The 16,363-nt window shown below is 70.7% G+C and carries 17 protein-coding genes and 2 pseudogenes; 7 read left to right on the top strand and 12 right to left on the bottom strand.

Annotation, left to right across the window (positions count from 1 at the left end; genetic code table 11):
- Positions 1 to 44: 44 nt before the first annotated feature.
- Together VGX25_RS16580 and VGX25_RS16575 are read right to left on the bottom strand one after the other, a co-directional pair.
- Positions 45 to 881, bottom strand: a complete 837-nt coding sequence (locus VGX25_RS16580) for a class I SAM-dependent methyltransferase (RefSeq protein ID WP_326918694.1) — start codon at positions 879 to 881, stop codon at positions 45 to 47.
- Between the two features lie 89 nt (positions 882 to 970).
- Entirely contained in the window at positions 971 to 1,372 is a 402-nt protein-coding gene (locus VGX25_RS16575) for a hypothetical protein (RefSeq protein WP_326918693.1), read from the bottom strand.
- Between the two features lie 39 nt (positions 1,373 to 1,411).
- Here VGX25_RS16575 and VGX25_RS16570 point away from each other — a divergent pair.
- Positions 1,412 to 1,714, top strand: a pseudogene (locus VGX25_RS16570) (oxidoreductase); the annotation flags it as partial.
- Positions 1,715 to 1,852: 138 nt separating this feature from the next.
- On the opposite strand, the gene VGX25_RS16565 reads toward VGX25_RS16570, so the two are convergent.
- The 3 genes from VGX25_RS16565 to VGX25_RS16555 are packed head-to-tail and all read right to left on the bottom strand — an operon-like array spanning position 1,853 to position 6,399.
- A complete protein-coding gene (locus VGX25_RS16565) occupies positions 1,853 to 2,659 on the bottom strand; it encodes a sulfite exporter TauE/SafE family protein (protein ID WP_326918692.1) in 807 nt (268 codons plus the stop codon).
- 44 nt (positions 2,660 to 2,703) lie between these two features.
- On the bottom strand, positions 2,704 to 3,405 hold the full coding sequence (locus tag VGX25_RS16560) for an alpha/beta hydrolase (RefSeq protein ID WP_326918691.1): 702 nt from the start codon (positions 3,403 to 3,405) through the stop codon (positions 2,704 to 2,706).
- Positions 3,406 to 3,444: 39 nt separating this feature from the next.
- Entirely contained in the window at positions 3,445 to 6,399 is a 2,955-nt protein-coding gene (locus tag VGX25_RS16555) for an FG-GAP-like repeat-containing protein (protein WP_326918690.1), read from the bottom strand.
- A gap of 297 nt (positions 6,400 to 6,696) precedes the next feature.
- On the opposite strand from VGX25_RS16555, the gene VGX25_RS16550 reads away from it, so the two are divergent.
- Positions 6,697 to 7,020: a hypothetical protein gene (locus VGX25_RS16550; protein ID WP_326918689.1), complete on the top strand. Its 324-nt coding sequence runs from the start codon at positions 6,697 to 6,699 to the stop codon at positions 7,018 to 7,020.
- A 251-nt stretch (positions 7,021 to 7,271) separates the two neighbouring features.
- Here the strand turns inward: VGX25_RS16550 and VGX25_RS16545 are convergent, their stop codons facing one another.
- The gene (locus tag VGX25_RS16545) at positions 7,272 to 8,042 is read right to left on the bottom strand and encodes an SCP2 sterol-binding domain-containing protein (protein WP_326918688.1); all 771 of its coding nucleotides are present in this window, start codon (positions 8,040 to 8,042) and stop codon (positions 7,272 to 7,274) included.
- Positions 8,043 to 8,165: 123 nt separating this feature from the next.
- On the opposite strand from VGX25_RS16545, the gene VGX25_RS16540 reads away from it, so the two are divergent.
- The gene (locus VGX25_RS16540) at positions 8,166 to 8,591 is read left to right on the top strand and encodes an ester cyclase (protein ID WP_326918687.1); all 426 of its coding nucleotides are present in this window, start codon (positions 8,166 to 8,168) and stop codon (positions 8,589 to 8,591) included.
- A 143-nt stretch (positions 8,592 to 8,734) separates the two neighbouring features.
- The gene (locus VGX25_RS16535) at positions 8,735 to 9,859 is read left to right on the top strand and encodes a S1 family peptidase (RefSeq protein ID WP_326918686.1); all 1,125 of its coding nucleotides are present in this window, start codon (positions 8,735 to 8,737) and stop codon (positions 9,857 to 9,859) included.
- A gap of 58 nt (positions 9,860 to 9,917) precedes the next feature.
- Here the strand turns inward: VGX25_RS16535 and VGX25_RS16530 are convergent, their stop codons facing one another.
- The 6 genes from VGX25_RS16530 to hisS form a co-directional block, all read right to left on the bottom strand.
- Positions 9,918 to 10,211, bottom strand: a complete 294-nt coding sequence (locus VGX25_RS16530) for a hypothetical protein (protein ID WP_326918685.1) — start codon at positions 10,209 to 10,211, stop codon at positions 9,918 to 9,920.
- Positions 10,208 to 11,017 carry an SAM-dependent methyltransferase gene (locus tag VGX25_RS16525; RefSeq protein ID WP_326918684.1) on the bottom strand — a complete coding sequence of 270 codons (810 nt, stop codon included), beginning with the start codon at positions 11,015 to 11,017 and terminating at the stop codon, positions 10,208 to 10,210. The genes VGX25_RS16530 and VGX25_RS16525 overlap by 4 nt, the downstream gene beginning before the upstream one ends.
- Positions 11,018 to 11,235: 218 nt before the next feature.
- Positions 11,236 to 12,138: a hypothetical protein gene (locus tag VGX25_RS16520; RefSeq protein WP_326918683.1), complete on the bottom strand. Its 903-nt coding sequence runs from the start codon at positions 12,136 to 12,138 to the stop codon at positions 11,236 to 11,238.
- Between the two features lie 138 nt (positions 12,139 to 12,276).
- On the bottom strand, positions 12,277 to 12,729 hold the full coding sequence (msrB, locus tag VGX25_RS16515) for a peptide-methionine (R)-S-oxide reductase MsrB (protein ID WP_326918682.1): 453 nt from the start codon (positions 12,727 to 12,729) through the stop codon (positions 12,277 to 12,279).
- Positions 12,730 to 12,746: 17 nt separating this feature from the next.
- Positions 12,747 to 13,070 (bottom strand): hypothetical protein, encoded by a 324-nt coding sequence (locus tag VGX25_RS16510; RefSeq protein WP_326918681.1) that lies wholly within the window; start codon positions 13,068 to 13,070, stop codon positions 12,747 to 12,749.
- Between the two features lie 17 nt (positions 13,071 to 13,087).
- Entirely contained in the window at positions 13,088 to 14,353 is a 1,266-nt protein-coding gene (gene hisS / locus VGX25_RS16505; RefSeq protein WP_326918695.1) for a histidine--tRNA ligase, read from the bottom strand.
- A 70-nt stretch (positions 14,354 to 14,423) separates the two neighbouring features.
- On the opposite strand from hisS, the gene ligD reads away from it, so the two are divergent.
- From ligD to VGX25_RS16490, 3 genes and pseudogenes are all read left to right on the top strand, one after another.
- A complete protein-coding gene (gene ligD / locus VGX25_RS16500; protein ID WP_326918680.1) occupies positions 14,424 to 15,467 on the top strand; it encodes a non-homologous end-joining DNA ligase in 1,044 nt (347 codons plus the stop codon).
- A gap of 104 nt (positions 15,468 to 15,571) precedes the next feature.
- Positions 15,572 to 15,772: a hypothetical protein gene (locus VGX25_RS16495; protein WP_326918679.1), complete on the top strand. Its 201-nt coding sequence runs from the start codon at positions 15,572 to 15,574 to the stop codon at positions 15,770 to 15,772.
- 287 nt (positions 15,773 to 16,059) lie between these two features.
- Positions 16,060 to 16,363, top strand: a pseudogene (locus VGX25_RS16490) (cell wall anchor protein); the annotation flags it as partial.

Below are 16,363 nucleotides of genomic sequence, written 5' to 3'. Positions count from 1 at the left end.
TGTCTGATGGATCTGGGTCGCGACCCAGATCCATCAGACACCCCCTACCGTTCCAACTGCCAGACGAGCAGGTACGGCAGGCCGAGAAAGGCCTGCCGTGCCGCGTCCGGGTAGAGGGCGTAGCTGGGCGTCCCGGTCACCACCTTCTCGTCGATCACCGGCTCCCGGCAGTCGAGCACGGTCAGCCCGGCGGCGCGAAACGCGGTGAAGTAGTCGGAGATCTGGTGCTGCTCGCTGCGCACGTACGGCAGGCCCTTGCGGAGATCCTTGCCGGGAAAGGCGGCGATGGCCCCGGTCATGTTGGCCAGCGGGTGGATGTCGGACAGCACCACCCGGCCGCCCGGCCGCAGCACCCTGGCGAACTCGGCAAGCACCGGGCGCAGGTCCGGCACGTGGGTCAGGGCCAGCGCGCAGACCACCAGATCCACCGTGGCGTCCTGCACCGGAAGCGACTCCAGCCGCCCGAGCCGGAAGTCGGCGGACGGAACCTTCTTGCGCGCCAAGGCGAGCATCGCCGGGGTCGCGTCCACGCCGACCACCTGGTGTCCCAGCTCGACCAGCCGCGCCGCGTGCCGGCCCGTCCCGCACGCCGCGTCGAGGGCTCGGCCGGGCGGCAGGTCGGCCAGGATGCCGTGCACGATCGGCTGTTCCCGGGCGATCGCCGGGTTGGGACCGTCATAGTGCTCCGCCCACCGGGTGTACCCCTCGGGCACCTCGTACTCGATCATCCGGATCTCCATGGAATCCGGCAGCTCGTCGAGAATCCGGCGCATCTCCTCGATCCTCGGCCGGCCCGCGGACGGCCGGGTCACGCCGGCGCGGATCATCGCGAGCCCCTGCACGGCCAGCAGGTACTCACCCAGTTTGAGCGTCTCACCCATGCCCGCGACCGTATCCGATCACGTCCGCTCCGTGCGGAACCCCCGGCACCCGGCGTCCAGCGCCGCTGGTCCACTGTGGACAGACCGGGCTACGGGATCGCCAGGCCGGCGGCGCGCAGGGCCTCCTCGATCCGCAGGCGCTCCATGTTGCGCTCGAAGCCTTCCGGCAGCTCGTCGAGCCGGTGCTCGACCTCCACCGCCGCGCAGGCCTGGGTCAGCAGGCTGTCGTAGGCGTGCCGGGTGGCCCGCCACCGCACGATCGTGGTGCCGGGTGCGAGGTGCTCGAGCACGCGGTGGACCCGGCGCAGGTCGGCCGCAAGCTGCTCGATCGGCGGGCCGTGCGCGATCATCTCGGGCCGGCGGAAGCGCCGCTTGAATCCCTCGACCAGCCGGGGAACCGCGAGCACCGCCCAGAACGCGGCCACGGGGAGCACCACCGCGACCGCGTACAGGACGAGGTCGGGGACGGACACGGTGGCCGGTGCGGCCATACGCGAAGTCTATGCCCGCCCACAAGCGATAATCACGCCGTGCGGCCCTCACTGTACGAGTTCGCCGGCGGCGAGCCCGCGTTCCTCGCGCTCGCCACGGCCCATCACGCGCGCTGCCTGGCGGATCCCGAGCTGAACCACCCGTTCTCCCGTCCCGGGCAGCATCCCCGGCATGTCGAACGGCTGGCGGCCTACTGGGCGGAGGTCATGGGCGGGCCGCCCCGGTTCTCCCGGTCGTGCGGCGACCACTCGGCGGTGCTGACGCTGCACGCGGGCAACGGCGACATCAGCGACCTTGGCCGCCGGTTCGTCGAGTGTTTCGTGCGCGCGGCCGATGACGCCGGGCTGCCGGCCGATCCCGAGTTCCGGGCTGCGCTGCGCGACTACATGCGGTGGGCGGTGGGCGAGGTGCTGTCCTACCCGGAGCCGGACGCCGCGGTCCCGCCCGGCCTGTCCATGCCGCGCTGGACCTGGGACGGCCTAGCGCAGCAGCAGCCAGACGGCGCCGGCGATCGCGGTGAGTACGACACCCGCGCGGAGCGCGGGATCGGGAAGCCGGCCGACGAGCCGGGTGCCGACCAGCCCGCCGAGCACCGCGGGCACCGCGAGTAGGGCGGCGAGCGCCCAGTCGGCAAGGCCGGTGAAGGCGAACGCGGCCGCGACCACGACGGCCATGCCAAGGCACAGCACGTTGCGCACGGGCAGCAGCCGGTTCAGCGCGCCGCCCGCCGCGCCCATCCCCAGCACGACCAGGACCAGGGTGCCGGTGCCCACGCCGATCAGCCCCGCGTACACCCCGCAGGTGAGCATCGCGGCGGCCGTGGCCAGCGGGTGCCGGTCGCGCCGCCGCGCCGGCAGCCGCCGCTTGGCCCAACCTTGCACGGCGACGAGCACGGCGGCCGGAAGCAGCACCCACGGTGCCACCGCCTGGAACGCCGCGGGTGACGTCGTGGCCAGAATCCCCACTCCGGCAACGGTTCCGACGCAGCCCGCCACCAGCAGCGCGACCCGCGGCCGGGTGCCGCGCGCCGCGCGGGCCGCGGCCAGGAAGCTCAGCGGCGTGACGAGCTGATTGGTCGCGTGTGCGGTCAGCGGGGCGACGCCGGTCGTGGTCAGCACCACGAAGGACAGGATCGCGCCTCCGCCACCCGCCGTGTTGAGCACTCCGGCCACGAAGGCCGCACCGGCGATCAGCGCGCCGCTGAGCATGAGATCTCCCTGACCCCGCAACGAGATCCGGCCGCGGTGCCGGACCGTGGAGCGGTCGGGGAGAACCGCGCAGAGCATGGTGCACTGATGTTCGATTGGCTGTCAACCCGGTAGCGGGAGGTTCAGGCGGAGTCGACGCTGGCGAGGATCGCCCGCCCGAGCTCGGCGGGCCGGGTGAACTGGGGCCAGTGGCCGGTGGGCAGGTCGACGTACTCGACGTCGCGGATCTTGGCGAGCTCCCGGACGAACGGATGCCCCTGCTCCAGCCATTCGCGCAGCATCGCGCTGGGGAACTCACAGGCGATGACGGTGATCGGCACGTCGTAGCGGCGCTCGTCGGACAGCCGCTGCCGGTCGCGCGCGACGCGCACCGGTGACGGGATCGCGCGCTGGCGGAACGCGGCGCGCAGGGTGTCGTCGAGGTCGACGAGGTCCTCCTCGTCGAACAGCGACCAGTCCGGCAACGGGATCTCGCCGTCGCCGGCCGGGAGCTGGTCGTTGATGACCCCGCCGTCGCCGAGCGGCCCGCTGTCCACGTAGACCACGCGGGCCACCCGGTCGGGCCGCGCGTCGACCGCGGCGTGGGCGATCGCGCCGCCGCCGGAGTGCCCGACGAGCACGACCTTGCCGTCGATGGAGTCGATCAGCTTGACGACCGCGTCGACGTGGTCGCGCAGGGTGATCTCGGAGCGGTCGGCGTCCGGCGACTCCATGCCGGGCAGCGTCAGCGCGTGCGTGCGGTGGCCGGCCCCCTGGAGGGCCGGCACGACCTCGTCCCATGAGGAGGCGTCGAGCCACAGTCCGGGGATCAGGATGATGTCCATGGTCCGCAGACTAGGGCCGGGCCCCGACAATCCCGCACCTCAGCTCGGCGTGCCGCTGCTGTAGGACAGCCGGCGCAGCTCGCCGTCGAGGTTGCCGACGTAGAGCGTGCGTTCCTCGCCGGTTCCGGTGCTGATGCCCATCGGCCCGTAGCCGGCCGGCATGAACCGGGTCACCCGCAGCCGCATGTCGTCAACGGCGAACACACCGTCGTCCGTGGACACCAGCACCTCGCGGGCGTCGGGGTTGACCGCGACGCCGCGGACCGCGCGGACGATGCCCACCTCGGCGATCACCGACGACGTCCCACTGTCCACAATGGTCAGCTTGGGCTGGAACCCGCCGCCGCCGAGGTTGGCGACGTAGACCCGGCCGTGCTTGCCGTCGACGGCAACGTCGATCGGCTGGAACCCGGGAATGGTGATCTTCGGGTGGACCGTGACGGTCTGCCCGTCGTCTGTGATCACCCCGAGCGCGTTGACGTGCGGCTCGTAGGAGCGGTTGGTCAGCGCCACGTAGATCCGGTTGGTGCGCTCGTCGACGGCCAGCCCCTGCGGGCCCGGCCCGACCACGATCGGGTCGAGCAGCGTGTTGGTCCTGCCGTCGATGACCTGGATCCGCTCCTGGTACGGGGTGGACACGTAGATCCGGTTCGTCCGGGAGTTCACCGCGACGTCGATCGGCGCCTGCCCGCTGGGAATCGTGGCCAGGGTGGCGAACGTGGTGCCATCGATGACGCTGACGCTGTAGCTCTGCTTGCCGTAGTTGACCACGTAGATCCGCTTCGTCACCGGGTTCACCGCCACGCTGCGCGGATCCCACCCGACCGGCACCCTGGCCAGCACTCGCAGGTCCGCCTTGTCCAGCACGATCAGCTCGCCCGGCTGGGTGGCCTGCTGCGGCTCGGCGATCTGGTGGGTGTAGCGGGTCAGGTAGACCCGCCGGTCGTCCTGCGCCACACCGATGATCGCGGCGCGGTGGCCGGGCGGCGGGGTGCCGAAGGTCAGCGTCCGGTCCGGGGTGAGCTCGCCGTCCAGCGACTGCTCGTTCGCCGCCGCCTCGTCCAGCGTCAGCTCCTCGTCGAGCAGACCACCGCCGCCCGCCGGCCAGCCGCCGTAGTGCAGGTGTGCCCAGTCGTCGAAGCCGGCAAGGCCGTCGAGCTTCTCGTCGCCGTTGAGGTCGACGGCGACGTGCTGGTCGTCGTCGTCCGCGCCGACCCCGTCGAAGTTGTTGCCGGTCCAGTCGAGCGGTCCGCTTGCCCGGCCGGACTCGGTGCCACCGCCCAGCGTGTGCCACCGGGTGCGCAGCGGCGATCCGGTCGCCTGGACGCCGAGCGGCTCGGCTAGGTCCAGCTCGTACAGCGTGGGCAACGCCCGGCGGGAGTAGTCGATCACCGCCTTGCCGGTGTCGAGGTTGCGGATGCCGTTGTTGGAGAACCAGTAGTTCATGATCGACAGGTAGTTCGGCTTGTAGTTGACGCCGTCCCCGCCGCCGTGGCCGAGCCCGAGCGCGTGGCCGAGCTCGTGCATGAACGTCGCCGCCTGCCGGGTGGTGCCGCCGCCGGCGGCGACCAGGAAGTCGTGGCCGAACGTGCCGTAGCAGCAGTAGCCGCCGTAGGGCTTGCCCTCGACGACCACCGCGTCGACCCACGGGTTGTAGTGCACGTACGGGCTCAGCCGCGCCTCGGTGTGCGCGGCCTTGATCGCGTCGAACTCGGCCGGGGTGCCGACCGGGGCCGCCGAGAACGCGATCGCGTCGTCGACCTCGGCGTGCAGCTCCACCCCGGACGCGGTGCTGTTGCCCGGGAACGGGCAGACCGAGACGGCCCGCCGCGGCGCCTGGTCGAACGCCGCCCGGACGCGTTCGAGCGCCTCGGCCTCCGGCGCGGACCCGCCGCCCGGCTCGAGCATGTAGTCGATCTCGACGTTGATCGTCTCCCGGCACGGGTTGGACGGGCGCAGCAGCACGGTGCCGTTGGCGTCGGTGATCCCGGAGACCTCGATGCGGTCCGGGATGGCGTCGGAGTCGAGGTCGCGGCTTCCCTTGCTGCCGGCCGTGATCGCGTACGGACCGTCGTCCTGGCCGGTGAGCACCACCTGGTAGTCCAGGTCGGCCTCGTAGATGTAGAACCGGCCGGGCGTGCCGTCGGAGAGCAGGACCTCGGCCGTGCCGTCGCCGTCGGTGTCGCCGACGTCCATCAGGTCACCGGGGAGCATCGGCAGGCCGATGTGCTCGATCGGCTGCCCGGTCCCGGTGTACGCGTCGACGCCACCGGGCTTGGTCATGAAGACGTCGTCGGTGCCGTTGCCGTCGGCGTCGCCGGCGGCGAGCTGGTACGGCCCGGCGAGGCCGCCGGTGTCGACGACCCGGTAGCCGGATCCGTCGGCCTGCCAGACGTAGAACCGGCCCACCACGTCGCCGGCGACGAGGATCTCGGCGCGGCCGTCACCGTCGGTGTCGCCCGCCTCCAGGAGGGACTCCGGCTTCAGCGGCAGTCCGATGTGCCCGACGTGCTGCCCGGCCGCGGTGAACGTGTCCACTCCGGACGGCCCGCTGACGAACACCTCCTCGGTGCCGTTGCCGTCGGCGTCGCCCGCGGCGACCCGGTACGGCCCGCCGTTGAGCTGGGTCTCGACCACCTCGTAGGAGCTTCCGTCGGCCTCGTAGACGTAGAACCGGTTCGGCGTGTCCCCCGCGAAGATCAGCTCGTCGGTGCCGTCACCGTCCACATCGGCCGAGGTCATCAGGTGACCCTGGTGGAACGGCAGGTCGAAGCCGCCGGTCCGGTCGGCGCCGGCAAAGGTGTCGATCGACCCCGACGACGCCACGTGGATCGCCACGCCCTTGCCGTGGGTCGGCGGCAGCGCCGCGGGTTCGGCCGTCGCGGAGCCCGGCCCCGCAAGGGTTCCGGCGATGGCGAACGCGGCCATGGCCACGCCGCGACCACGCCGGACTCCCGGCGACCGTCGTCGGCGCCGGGTCGAAGACATGCGCATGTCACACTCCAAATGCGCTTGGGATCAGGTCACCTTTTTCTAGGCAAAACCGCCGCCCCGGCAATCGGTGACCGCTACCTAAATCGGGGCTGTGACCTGCCTAGACAGGGCCGCGTAGCCGGCGGCCGACCACGACGGCAACGGGTACCTCACCTGGTCACCACGTCGAAACACGGCCTGGCGGCCAGCCCCGTGGGCGCCGTCGGGGGCGGGTTCGATGGGGCGGGGGTTGCGGCTGGTCACCGGCTGGGAGACGCTTTCCACGTGAGCGAGCTCGCCAGTGACCAACCTCAGCACGTGACACTTGATCTCGACGACGCCGGCGTCTCCGTCGATCTGCCCCGCCCGGCGCACGAGGGCGACCAGATCTACGGCGTCCCCTACCGCCCTGTGGAGTTCCGCGACGACGACTTGCCGACCGCGCTCGAACGGTCCGCGGCCTGGCTTCGTCGCACCCAGGAGTGGCTGGGTGAGCCGGTCGAGGTGCTTGCCATCCACCTCGACTACGACGACAGCGAGAGCTCGCCGTACTACGACGTGAAGCTGCTGTGCAACGAGGAGGACCTCGCCGGCGCGCCGATCGCGCTGCGCAACGCCACGCGGCGCTCCGAGGGCCGCTGATCCGCCGTCGCTCGCCGGCCGGCTGCACCGACCCGACCGGACCATCCTGCTCACCGCACCGGTGATAGGAGTTCACGCGCGTCGTTCCGCGAGCCGCCGCCGGCGGTGAACGAGCCGGCGTGGATCCACCTACCGCTGTGCGGTGCAGCCGGCTGCACCCAGCTCGTTGCCGCTGACCGCGCTTTGCTGCGGGCGAGATCGCGGGTTGCGGGTTGACGATCGCCGGGAACGGCCGTGCTGGGCGGTCGGGGTCAGGTTTCGGTGAAGGTCTTGTCAAGGCGGGGGGCCAGCCAGGGTCGGCGGCCCCAGGCGATGAGGCGGCCGGTGAGCAGGATGCGCGTGCGGCCGAGGTGTCCGTAGGAGTGGAGCAGGAAGGCGACCGGGTCGGCGGACAGGTGGAGGTCGGCTCGGCCGGGGCGGCCGGGTTCGACGGTGGCGGTGGCGTCGTGGATGCGGATGGTCCAGTCGGCACTGCCGCGCAGGCGCAGGTGGTAGGTGCCGGTGGCGGTGCGGGCCGCGGCGGGCTCGACCAGCAGGACCAGCGCCGGGAGCACACCGTGCAGGCAGATCGCGGCTTGGGGTCGGGTGATCGGCCAGGGTTGGCGCAGGGCGCGGGCCAGGTCGAGGCCGTGCATCAGGAGCTCGGTGAGCATGATCGCGCCGAGGCCGGCCGCGGTGTGGGGGAGGGTGAAGTACCAGGCCCGGTGCCGGCCGTCGGTGCCGAGGGTGTCGAGCAGGGTGGTGACGTCGGCGGTGAGCAGGTCGGCGACGGTGTCCGGGTCGCGTTCCGGCAGGGCGTCGAGGGCCTGCTGGTTGTCCTCGGCCAGGGAGGCCGGAAGTGGTTGCGGCGCTTGGGCCATGCGGCGGTACCGGCGGGCGAGGGTGACCAGGTGCGCGCCGGTCTCGGCCGCCGTCCAGCTCACCCGGGCCAGCGGCAGGTCGGGGGCGGGCACGCGGCGCAGCAGCTCGCCCACCCTCCCCGTGGTGGCGCTGATCTCCGCGCGCAACTGTGGCCATTCCATCGGTGGCCATGGACGCTACCACCGTGGTCGATCAAGATCGTGTCACAACCGGGACGGCCGTCTTGTCATACGGGGTGTGGCGCCACCCCGAACGTTCCTACCGACAAGACGAGGAGAAGGCACATGTCGACGAGCAACAAGGCGATGTTCCGGCGCCTGCACGACGCCGTCAACAGCGGCGACGTGGAGCGTATCGCGAAGACGATCGACGAGGTCGTCAAGCCGGATGTGCTGATCCGCACGCCACTGCCGGTTCAACAGACGGGGGCGCAGGCGCTCAAGCGGGTGTGGGCGACGCTTCTTCGGGCCTATCCCGATCTGCACGTCGCGGTCGAGGATGTGATCGCCGAGGACGACAAGATCGTCTGCAGGAATGTGGTGACCGGAACCCATCGGGGCGAGTATCTGGGCATTGCGCCGACCGGCAGGTCCGTCAGGTACAACGAGATCTTCATCTTCCGCTTCGAGGGCGGCCGAATCGCCGAGACGTGGGGAGTCGTCGACGTCCTCGCGCAGCTGCGGCAGCTCGGCGCCATTCCCGGGGACTGAATTACTACCGCCTATAGTCGTGAACCATTGCGACTACCCTGAGCGTCCTTTCGGTCGCTAGTAGTGATCATCGGTGGCCTTCTACGGTGTGAACCACCGTTCATGTAAACGGTTACCTTGATCGAGAAAGGGTTGGCGTGACAATGAAACGCACCCGATATACGGCTGTTCGCGCGTTGCTGGTCGCCACCGCCACGGCTACCGCCATGACGTTCGGCGTCTCCGGCGCGCAGGCCGAGCAGCAGGTCGACGGCTACGCTCCGCAGGTGGCCGAGGCTGCCGCCGCCGCGCTCGCCGGCCAGGCGGACCTGAGCCAGGCCGAGGCCATGCGGCGGCTGAGCTCCCAGCCGGCCCGGATCACCCTGGGCGAGCAACTCACCGGCAAGCTCGGCGCCCGTGCCGCTGGCATGTGGCTCGACCAGGCCAACGACACGGTGGTGGTCAACGTGCTCGACGAGGCGGCCGCAGCCACCGTGCGGGCCGCGGGCGCCGGCGCCAAGCTGGTCACGCACACGCTGGCGCGGCTCGAGTCGATCCGGGACACCCTTGCCGCGGCGCAGGTCGCCGACACGGCGTTCGGCATCGATGTGCGGGCCAACCAGGTCGTGGTGCAGGTCGGCAAGACCGCGGTCGGCACCGCCAAGTTGTCCGGCGTGCTCAGCGCGGCCGGCGCCTACGGCACCGCGGTGCGCGTCGAGCACGTGGACGGCTCCTTCGGCAAGATGATCTCCGGAGGGTTCCCCATCCTCGCCGCCGGCGGCGGCTACTGCTCGCTGGGCTTCAGCACCACCGCGAACACCGGGGTCACCGCGGGCCACTGCACCCGGGCGATTCCACAGTGGTGGGACGGTTCGACCGGCCTGTTTTACGGGCCGTCGATCCACGCCAGCTTCCCCGGCAACGACTTCGGCCTGATCCGCAACGACGGTGGCCTTCCCCAGCCCGGCAACGTCTACCTGTACAACGGAACCTTCCAGGACATCGTCACCGCGGCGTGGCCCGCACAGTTCATGGGCATCTGCAAGTCCGGCGCCACCAGCGGCCTGACCTGCGGCCAGGTGAACCTGCTCTGGCAGACCGTCTGCTACCCCGAGGGCTGCGTCGGCGACATGGCCGCCACCAACGTCTTCGCCGCTCCGGGCGACAGCGGCGGACCGTGGTTCGCCGGCGCCGTCGCATACGGGCTCACCTCCGGCGGCGGTGGCGGGGTCACCTTCTTCCAGCCGGTCGTCGAGGCGCTGAACGCCTACGGCATCTGGGTGTTCTAAGTAGACACCAGCGCGGTGGGCCGCCGGTGCGTCCGGTGGCCCACCGGCTGCCGGCGATTCAGCCGAGCCCGCGGTGGGCGCTCCACAGCTCGCCGGCCCGGCTGGCGGCTTCGGCGATGAGGGCGGCCAGCTCGGGCCGGTCGGGGACCCGGAACGAGACGTAGGTGCCGCGGCCGCCGCCGGTTGGCCGGCCGTAGGCCTTGGCCGCGAGGTGCCCGTCCGGGAGTAGCCGGATGTTGAGTGTGGTCAGGATGAACTGCTCGTCACGCCTGGTGTCGGTCCAGCGGAGGGGCTCGGGGATCGTGACGTTGATCGCCAGAGCGCTCACGTCGGGGGCGGCGTCGCTGCTCATGAGCGCTTGCGTCCGACGGCGGCGACGGTGATGGCGCGTTCGGGGTGGTCGCCGACGTCGGTGGGGGAGTCCGGCCGCCATTGCGGGGTCCAGACCAGGCCGGGCTCGACCAGCTCGGTGCCGGCCATGAGGTCGAGGATCTCCTGGCGGTTGCGCAGGACGCCGGGGGTCGAGGTCCGCCGGTACGAGGCATGGACGGCGGCGGCCTCGGCGGTCTCGATGCAGCCGTGGGACACGACGAGGAAGCTACCGGGGGCCATGACCTTCAGGTACTGCTCGATCGCCGAGCGGGGGTGCGCCGAATCCGGGACGAAGTGCAGCACGGCCAGCATGAGCAGGGCCAGCGGGCGGTCGAAGTCGAGCAACCGGTCCGCCAGCTCGGAGTTCAGGATGGTGTCCGGGTCACACAGATCTGCCTGCAGGATGGCCACGTTCTCGTTGCCCTCGAGCATCCGCTCGGCGTGCGCCACGGCGACCGGCTCGTTGTCGACGTAGAGCACCCGGCACCGCGGGTCGATTCCCTGCGCGATCTCGTGCACGTTGCCGACGGTCGGGATGCCGGAGCCGATATCGAGGAACTGGCGGATCCCCTGGCTCACGCAGAACCGGACGGCCCGGCCGAGAAACGCCCGGTTACGCTGCGCGGCCCGCCCGACGTCCGGCATCACCTCCATGGCCTTCGCGGCGAACTCCCGGTCCACTCGGAAGTTGCAGGCCCCGCCAAGGAAGTAGTCGTAGATTCGAGCGGCGTTCGGCCGGTCGAGGTCAATATCCTGCGGCACCCACGACGGCCGCTCGGCTGACATGAATGCCAATCCTAGCCAGCCCGGTCGAGCCGAACATCCCCGACCGGACCCGCGCTGCCGCGCGTCCTGGCCCAGAAGTACCTCCGCCAGGACCGAGCGCGCGAGCCGGCGGAACTGCGCCGGTTGATCGTGTAGGTGACGCCGGAGCGGATTGCCCGCTACCCAGCCCGACACCACCCTCAGTCTCGCGCCATAAGCTTAGGCCGCGCGTCACGTTGTCAGGGATTCTCCGCCGTGACGGGTAAGGATGGAAGATCTCCCCAATCCACTGTTCCGCCGGTGCACCTGGTGTCGATGCGAGTTATCCCGGTCTCGATCCACTCGGCGTTGCGATCCTCTACAGCGTCGCACCGCACGCCCTTGAAGGTCGTCAGGCCGCTGGCAAACTCGGCTCGGTCGAATTCAACCTTGCTGCCGCGAAAGTCGGAGTTCTTGAAGCTGCAGTACCTGCCCTCGAACCTGGCGTTGGTGAACCACATCGGAGCACCGTCATGCAGGGTCAGATGGCTCAGCAGAAAGCCGTCGGTGAACCGAACGCCATGGAAGGTCATGTGGCCGCCGGCTGCGATGTGACAACCCGACAGATCGCCACTGTCGATCGTCGCACCTTCGAAGCTGAATCGGTGGTGAAACCATTTCACCCGGCTCCACCGTGCCTCCGGACGGAGGTGATTGCGGATGATCCTGAACAGCGTGCGTCGAACTTCCCGCTCACCGTCCTCGGGATCCCGGTAGGGCATCCGGATGTAGGCACACAGGACGTCGATGCACAGCTGTCGGCCTTCGGCCCAGTCGTCCGCCAGCTCCGCCATCGCGTAGACACCCGCGGCGCGCACCGCCGGTTTGTCGTGTCCTAGCTGTTCGGTTGCCTTGACATAGCGGTCGGTGAACAACTTGTACTGTTCCCGTTGATCCGTTTCCTCGCTTTGCCGTTGCTTGCGGTAGGCGACGGTCAGCGCGACCACTCCGCCTGTGCCGCCCACGACAATCAGGGCGACTTTGACCAGGTCAAGGCGATCACTTGCGGTTGAAGGAGGCCCGAACATGGCCCAGAAGGCGATGATCAGGACAGCCGTCAGCAGCATGCCGAGCGTCAGAAGCAGCGCGACGTGGACGAACATCGACTCCGGTCGGATCCTGCGCGATCGCTGGCTCCGGTCGCCTGAATCGCGGCCAGCTCCTAAATGCGACGTCACATTGTTCGAGTCTAGTGGTGACGCTGCGTGGCAAATGCCGATGTACTCCCTCTGCCGCTGCGCCTAGCCGGCTACCCCTGGGTCGGATTGGTCGTCGGTGTGGGGGATCAGTGTGAGGGAGATGGAGTTGATGCAGTATCGCTGGTCGGTGGGGGTGGGGTAGCCCTCGCCTTCGAAGACGTGGCCGAGGTGGCTGTGGCAGGTGGCGCACAGCACCTCGGTGCGGACCATGCCGAGGGAGCGGTCCTCGCGGAGGATGACGCGGTCGGCGGCGAGCGGGGAGAAGAACGACGGCCAGCCGCAGTGGGAGTCGAACTTGGTGTCGCTGCGGAACAGTTCCGCGCCGCAGGCGCGGCAGGTGTAGACGCCGGTGGTCTTGGTGTCGGTGTACTCGCCGGTCCACGGGGGCTCGGTGCCGGCCTCGCGGAGCACGCGGTACTCGGCCGGGGTGAGCTGCTCGCGCCATTCCTGGTCGGACTTGACCACCTTGGGAGGGGCGTCGCCTACCGGGTTCATACCTCCACGCTAACCCCTCAGTTGAGCAGGACGGAGAACACGTAGACGATCGCGTCCCAGGCGGCGACGGCCACGCCGAGCAGGATCAGCGCCGCGACGATGCTGGCCATCAGCCGGTAGTGGCCGCCGAGCCGGTTGGCCGAGTCGGCGAAGTCGCTCATGCCGGACAGGTAGCCCTCGACGGTGTACGCGGGGCGGGTGCGCTCCACCCGGTCCAGGTGCTCGGCGAACGCCTGGGCCTCGGGGTCGTCCGGATCCAGCCCGATCAGGTCGTCGTTGAACCGGTCCGCCGGCGACCGGCGACGCGGGTCCTCCCCGTCGGGAATACCGGTGGCCGCCATGAGAACACGGTAGCGCGTCACCTCCCGCCGAGCCGACGCTCCTCGAGCGCGTCGGCCGACTCGTCCCGCAGGTACACGAACGAGCCGAACCCCCATTCCTCGAGCCGGCCGAGCTGCGCGCCGAACTTGCCGCGCCGGCGGATCGGGGACACGGTGCGGCCGCCGGCCCGCAGCCGGCGGGCCGCGGCCAGCACCGCGGCGGGCGGCACCTCCGGCTCGTACAGCACGGCGACGGCCTCCCGGGCCGCGGGCCCGCCGAGCAGGTCCACGATGCGCTCGAACCCGATCGAGAACCCGCAGGCCGGCACGTCGGTGCCGAGGAACCGCCCGATCAGCTTGTCGTATCGGCCACCGCCGGCCACCGAGCCGGCCGCGGCCGGGTGCGTGATCTCGAAGATCTGCCCGGTGTAGTAACCCATGCCGCGCACCAGGGTCGGGTCGAACGCCCAGCTGAGGTCGCGCTGCGCGGCCAGATCGCGCAGCGCGGCCACGGTGGCCTCCAGGTCGGCGAGGACGTCGTCGCCCAGGTTCGGCAGCGCCGAGCCGAGCCGGTCGACCAGCTTGCCCTCCTCGACGCCCTGCAGCTCGGCGATGGTGTCGGCGAGCCGGCCGATCCGCTCGGCCTCGAACCCCCGCCCGGCCAGCTCCGCGCGCACCCCGTCCCAGCCGATCTTGTCCAGCTTGTCCAGCGTGATGAACAGCCCGTCCCAGGACGACGGCGGCAGCTCCACCCGCGCGGCCAGCGCGGACAGGAACCGGCGGTCCGACAGCCGGACGGTGCCGCCGGACAGCCCGGCCGCGGCCAGCGCCTCGGTGGTCGCCTCGATCAGCTCGGCCTCGGCCAGCACGCTCGGCTCGCCGAGCATGTCGATGTCGCACTGGTAGAACTGCCGGTAGCGGCCCTTCTGCGGGCGCTCGGCCCGCCACACCGGCCCCACCTGGAACGAGCGGAACGGGTCGGCCAGGCTGGCCCGGTTGTTGCCGTAGAACCGGCTCAGCGGCACGGTCAGGTCGTAGCGCAGGCCCAGATCGACGAGCCCGGACAGCTCCGTGCCGGCGGCGAGGCGCTCGTCGAGCCCGCGGCGGAGCACCCGGAAGATCAGCTTCTCGTTCTCGCCGCCCTGACCGCCCTGCAGCCGCTCGATGTTCTCCAGCGCCGGCGTCTCGATCCGCTGGTAGCCGTAGCGGCGGTAGACCTCGGTGATGGTGGCCAGCACATGATCGCGCACGGCAACGGTCGCCGGCAGCAGATCACGGGTGCCCCTCGCCGGGGTCAGGTCCATCTTCACCGGCCTAAGGTACCCGGCGCCTTTCCCACCTCGCGCGGGAGTTTGCACCCCGTAGGCTGGCCGAATGGCTGACGCGCTTGAGCTCACCGTCGACGGGCGGGCCGTCCGAGTGTCCAATCCGGACAAGGTGTACTTCCCGGAGCGGGGCATCACCAAGGGCGACGTGGTGAACTATTTCCTTGCGGTGGGCGAGGGAATTCTCCGCGCGCTGCACGAGCGACCGACCACTTTGGAGCGCTGGCCCGGCGGGGTGGTGCCGGGCGCGAAGCTGTCCACCCGGCAGGACCACCGCGGCGACGCGTTCTTCCAGAAGCGGGTGCCCAAGGGCGCACCGGACTGGGTCCAGACGGCCCGGATCGCGTTCCCCAGCGGGCGGTACGCCGACGAGGTGTGCCCGACCGAGCTCGCCGTCGTGGTGTGGGCGGCCAACCTCGGCACGCTGACGTTCCACCCGTGGCCGGTGCGCCGCCCCGAAGTGGACCACCCGGACCAGCTGCGCATCGACCTCGACCCGCAGCCCGGCACGGACTTCCGCGACGCGGTGCGGGCGGCGCACGAGCTGCGGCCGCTGCTCGACGAGCTGGGCCTGCAAGGCTTTCCGAAGACCTCCGGCGGCCGCGGGTTGCACGTGTACGTGCCGATCCAGCCCAAGTGGACGTTCGTCGAGGTGCGCCGCGCGTTGATCGCGCTCGGCCGCGAGCTCGAGCGCCGGATGCCGGACCGGGTCACGGTCAACTGGTGGAAGGAGGAGCGCGGCGAGCGGATCTTCATCGACTACAACCAGATGGCCAGGGACCGCACGATCGCCAGCGCCTACTCGGTCCGGCCGAACCCGCGGGCGCGGGTGTCCTGCCCGGTCACCTGGGACGAGCTGGACGACGTCAGCCCGGAGGACTTCGACGTGACCACGGTGCCCGCCCGGTTCGCCGAGCTCGGCGATCCGCACGCCGACATCGCCCAGCACGCCTTCTCGCTCGAGCCGCTGCTCGACCTGGTGGCCCAGCACGAGCGCGACGGCGTCGGCGGCGATCTGCCGTACCCGCCGGAGTACCCGAAGATGGCCGGGGAGCCCAAGCGGGTCCAGCCGTCTCGGGCCCGGGATGACTGACGGATGACTGAACCCCTGTTGGATAGCGCGCGGAAGCGGTTGCATTCCGGCAATTCGGGGTGAACCATCGGGTGGGCCGGTCAGTTCGCCGAGAGGAGGTCGCCGTGTCGCAGCCCTACGTCGTGCGCTACGTCGGCGGCCCGCTCGACGGCCGGGTGGACACGCTGGCCGAGCTGCCCGACGAGCCCAGGGACACCGTCACCCACGTGCACCTCAACGACGGTCCCAAGATCGTGCACCACTACGACCTGCACTACGCGGTCGAGTACGGCTGCGAGTACCGGGTCCGCGGCCCTGGTCACTGATCAGCCCTGCCCGTTGCGCAGGATCAGCAGGCACAGCGCGCAGCGTGGCCCGTCCGCGGGCCGTGCCGTCCAGATCCGGCGGCGCCGCGTGGGCGCAGGACGCGCGGTAATGCTGGTGCTGCAGCGGGGAGCCCGGAACGACCGGGAACGCGTGCAGCACGCCGTCGTAGCAACTACGCCACCACAGGTAGTGCGCGCTCATGCCCAACCCCTTGGTGTTGTCCGGGCACCAGGGCAAACTACGCCTCAAACTCCTTGATCGGGGCCCCGTATCGGAGGATTGAAAGATGGCGCAGCTGGTGTCGTTGTCGGACGAGGACCTCGCGCAGCTGCGCGACGAGCTCGCCGGCGGGCGGGCGCCGATGGTGTGGTTCACCCCGGCGGCGGTCGGGGTGCCGGCCGGCGGCTCGGCGAAGGTGGTGGCGTTCGACGAGCCCGGCGAGGGCGACTTCATCCAGGTGCGCCCCACCGGCTCCAAGGACGTGCTGTCGTTCTCCCCGTCCGAGCTGACCCGCACCCGCCCGCCGCGCAAGAAGGCGGTCGCAAGGCCGACCAGGGCCGCGGCGCCGGCCAGGCCCGCCGCCCGCACCC

The sequence above is a fragment of the Actinophytocola sp. genome (assembly GCF_035942955.1).
Classification (GTDB): Bacteria; Actinomycetota; Actinomycetes; order Mycobacteriales; family Pseudonocardiaceae; genus DASYTH01.
Note: the sequence above shows the minus strand (reverse complement) of the source record. Positions and strands in the feature narration are given on the sequence as shown.

Excerpts from the sequence above, each read along its gene's own strand:
- VGX25_RS16545 (WP_326918688.1), bottom strand. The coding sequence starts at position 8,042 with ATGGAATGGCCACAGTTGCGCGCGGAGATCAGCGCCACCACGGGGAGG.
- VGX25_RS16510 (WP_326918681.1), bottom strand. The coding sequence starts at position 13,070 with ATGGCGGCCACCGGTATTCCCGACGGGGAGGACCCGCGTCGCCGGTCG.
- hisS (WP_326918695.1), bottom strand. The coding sequence starts at position 14,353 with ATGGACCTGACCCCGGCGAGGGGCACCCGTGATCTGCTGCCGGCGACC.
- VGX25_RS16580 (WP_326918694.1), bottom strand. The coding sequence starts at position 881 with ATGGGTGAGACGCTCAAACTGGGTGAGTACCTGCTGGCCGTGCAGGGG.
- VGX25_RS16520 (WP_326918683.1), bottom strand. The coding sequence starts at position 12,138 with ATGTTCGTCCACGTCGCGCTGCTTCTGACGCTCGGCATGCTGCTGACG.
- VGX25_RS16525 (WP_326918684.1), bottom strand. The coding sequence starts at position 11,017 with ATGTCAGCCGAGCGGCCGTCGTGGGTGCCGCAGGATATTGACCTCGAC.
- VGX25_RS16530 (WP_326918685.1), bottom strand. The coding sequence starts at position 10,211 with ATGAGCAGCGACGCCGCCCCCGACGTGAGCGCTCTGGCGATCAACGTC.
- VGX25_RS16540 (WP_326918687.1), top strand. The coding sequence starts at position 8,166 with ATGTCGACGAGCAACAAGGCGATGTTCCGGCGCCTGCACGACGCCGTC.
- VGX25_RS16575 (WP_326918693.1), bottom strand. The coding sequence starts at position 1,372 with ATGGCCGCACCGGCCACCGTGTCCGTCCCCGACCTCGTCCTGTACGCG.
- msrB (WP_326918682.1), bottom strand. The coding sequence starts at position 12,729 with ATGAACCCGGTAGGCGACGCCCCTCCCAAGGTGGTCAAGTCCGACCAG.
- VGX25_RS16535 (WP_326918686.1), top strand. The coding sequence starts at position 8,735 with ATGAAACGCACCCGATATACGGCTGTTCGCGCGTTGCTGGTCGCCACC.
- VGX25_RS16565 (WP_326918692.1), bottom strand. The coding sequence starts at position 2,659 with ATGCTCTGCGCGGTTCTCCCCGACCGCTCCACGGTCCGGCACCGCGGC.
- ligD (WP_326918680.1), top strand. The coding sequence starts at position 14,424 with ATGGCTGACGCGCTTGAGCTCACCGTCGACGGGCGGGCCGTCCGAGTG.
- VGX25_RS16555 (WP_326918690.1), bottom strand. The coding sequence starts at position 6,399 with ATGCGCATGTCTTCGACCCGGCGCCGACGACGGTCGCCGGGAGTCCGG.
- VGX25_RS16560 (WP_326918691.1), bottom strand. The coding sequence starts at position 3,405 with ATGGACATCATCCTGATCCCCGGACTGTGGCTCGACGCCTCCTCATGG.